Genomic DNA, 2,771 nt, shown 5'->3' on the forward strand with positions numbered 1-2,771 from the left:
CGGCTGTGGCCGCTCAATTCAACCTCAACTCGGTGATGTGCCGCGGATCCGGCGCGAGCTCGCCGCGTTCGACGCGCTTGACGATGTCGGTCAGCGCGGCATTGGCGTTACACGCGATGCCAAGCTTCCCGCCTTCGCGGACCACGAGGCCGTTGAGGAATTCGATCTCGGTGCGGCGGCCCTTTTGCATGTCCTGGCCCATCGAGGGACGCTGTGCGGATGAAGTGCGCTTGGCATCCTTGAAGCGCTGCTCGTCGCAAACGCGCGCTGCGGCCTCATCCCCCTCGCCGGCGCGGGCGATGGTCTCCGGCGGCAGGTGCAGGATCTCTTCCAGCTGATAGCCCTGCGCCTGGCCGACGCGGATCGCCTCGCTGCCGAGCCGCGTCGAGAAGCGGCGCAGCGGCTCGCTTTGCAGCACCTCGCCACCCGCCAGACCAGTACAGGCCGAGAGCCCGTTGCCCATCACGTTGGCGACGAGCTTGGACCAGCGCTCGCCCCAGAGATTGGAGGTGACCTTGGTGCTGTCGGAATAACCGACCAGGCGGCAGACTTCCTCCGCCCGCGCCGTGATGCGGCCGTGCACCTCGCCGGCGCGAAACACGGTGTGCGCTGCGCCGCCCTTGCCGGCTCCGCGGTGGATATGGCCCGGCTCCGGCAGATTGACGGTGATGCTGCTCGCGATGCAGCCGAGCGTCTTGCCCCAGCCGACGATGCCGGCGATGGTTTCCTCGTTCATGCAGTTCTGCAGCGACACCACATAACCGTCCGCCGCCAGATATTGCCGGATCAGCATGGTGGCCCAGGCGGTGTCGTAGGACTTCATGCAGACGAAGGCGATATCGACCGGTTTTTCCTTTGCCAATTGCTGCGCGTCGGTGACATCGAGTGCGCGCACCGGCACCGAGAATTCCGCGACGTCCATCGCATGCGTGACACGCAGGCCGTGCTTGCGCATGTGCTCGACATGCGCGGGCCAGGGGTCGATGAAGGTGACGTCCTCCCCCGCCTGCACCATATGCGCACCGGCGTAGCCGCCGACAGCACCCGCGCCGACGATCGCGATCTTCCGACCCATGCTTCCATCCCCTGCTCTTGATTGAGACGAACGCTGGCTGCGTCCATCCGTTGCGGACCAGTCTAGGGGATCGCGGCGTCAGGCCAACCGGTCCTTTCATGAAAAAGCTGGGCGGTGCCATGCCGGTAATCATGGGACCCGCGAAAATCCCCGCGGACGATGGGCCCGCGAGGATGTTCGTAGTCAGAAGTCTCGACGCGATCAGTCGATGATCTTGACGATCCGGCGGGTGCGCGGCTCCACGATCACGCGGCGATCATTGACGACCGCGTAGCGATACTCGGTGTAGCGCGGCACCGGACGCAGCACGACGGTGTCGGGCAGCGGCTCGCCGACCACGACGCGTTCACGCACCACCACCGACGGCTCGTTGCGCGGGATCGAGGTGATCACCGCATTCGGGATCTCGAGGCCGGCGCCGACCGCGGCACCCACCGTGCCGCCGACGATCTCGCCGACGGGCCCCGCGATTTCGCCGCCGGCCCGCGCACCGTTCGCGGCGCCCGCCGCAGTCGTGGACTGCGCGAAGGCCGAACCGGATGCGAGCAGCGACGCTGCAGCGACAAGGGACACAGCAAAACGCTTGTTCATGATTCTCCTCCTCCGAATTGATCGATGCCCCCTCAACATCGCAAGCGACGAGAACGTTCCGGTTCCAACGCTGCAACTCGCGCAACTCCAGTTCCGCGCGCAATTCGCTTGATTCCGGCACGAACGAAAATGCCGCTCCGGACAATGTCCGAAGCAGCATTCATCCTGGGTTCAGATTCAGAAATCGCGCAGAACAGACCGCGCGGCGCGCCGTTCATTCCGGCAGCCTTTGATCGGCTCGCCGTCTTGGAGCTCGCCGTCTTGGCGGCCGTGCAGCCGCTGGCTTGATGCGGATTCGCATCGTCCCGCCCTTGGACTCGATCTCGAACGCGTTGGTCCTGCGCACCAGCTCGCCGAGGGTGCGGAAGCCGTAGGTCCTCTGATCGAAATCCGACGCGAAATTGGCCAGCTGCCGTCCGACCTCGCCAAGCGTGACCCAGCCGTCCTCGCTCGCCATCTGGCTGATGACCTTCTTGATGATCGGCGTGGCGGCCTCGGGCGGCTGCAACGGCTGGGCCCGCACGGCCGCATCCTGATTGCTCGGCGCGCCGCCGCGCAGATTCTCGGTGTAGACGAACCGGCGGCAGGCCTGCCGAAAACTCTCCGGCGTCTTCTGCTCGCCGAACCCGAACACGTCGATACCGTGCTCGCGGATGCGGGCGGCAAGCCGGGTGAAATCGCTGTCCGACGACACCAGGCAGAAGCCGTCGAACCGGCCGCTGTGCAGCAGGTCCATGGCGTCGATCACCAAGGTGATGTCGGATGCATTCTTCCCGGTCGTATAGGCGAATTGCTGCTGCGGAATGATGGCGTGCTTCGACAGGATGTCGGCCCAGCCCTTGGATCTGGGATTGGAGAAGTCGCCGTAGATGCGGCGCACACTGGCCTCGCCGATCTTGGCGATCTCCTCGAACAGCCCATCGGCGATCTTTGCAGATGCGTTGTCGGCGTCGATCAGGACGGCCAGACGAGGCGAACGGAGTTCGGAAGGCATGGCATTTCTCGGCTGGGACAGGATGAATGGACAATTACGCAGACAGCCGCGGAACCGGCGCAGCCGTCGTATCGGAGCACATCGCGCGTCCCAAGCATAGGCGGCATCGCC

General features: G+C 65.2%; 3 protein-coding genes. All 3 read right to left on the reverse strand.

The features are described 5' to 3' along the window. Positions 1–13 precede the first annotated feature (13 nt). The 3 genes from AKL29_RS32620 to AKL29_RS32630 all read right to left on the reverse strand — a co-directional run bounded on the left by AKL29_RS32620 (position 14) and on the right by AKL29_RS32630 (position 2,660). Positions 14–1,075: a ketopantoate reductase family protein gene (locus tag AKL29_RS32620; RefSeq protein ID WP_050387009.1), complete on the reverse strand. Its 1,062-nt coding sequence runs from the start codon at positions 1,073–1,075 to the stop codon at positions 14–16. Positions 1,076–1,276: 201 nt separating this feature from the next. Then, positions 1,277–1,666 (reverse strand): DUF1236 domain-containing protein, encoded by a 390-nt coding sequence (locus tag AKL29_RS32625; RefSeq protein ID WP_016842369.1) that lies wholly within the window; start codon positions 1,664–1,666, stop codon positions 1,277–1,279. Positions 1,667–1,880: 214 nt separating this feature from the next. Continuing rightward, positions 1,881–2,660 carry an NYN domain-containing protein gene (locus tag AKL29_RS32630; RefSeq protein ID WP_050387010.1) on the reverse strand — a complete coding sequence of 260 codons (780 nt, stop codon included), beginning with the start codon at positions 2,658–2,660 and terminating at the stop codon, positions 1,881–1,883. Between the last annotated feature and the right edge of the window lie 111 nt (positions 2,661–2,771).

This window comes from Bradyrhizobium pachyrhizi, assembly GCF_001189245.1.
Classification (GTDB): Bacteria; Pseudomonadota; Alphaproteobacteria; order Rhizobiales; family Xanthobacteraceae; genus Bradyrhizobium; species Bradyrhizobium pachyrhizi.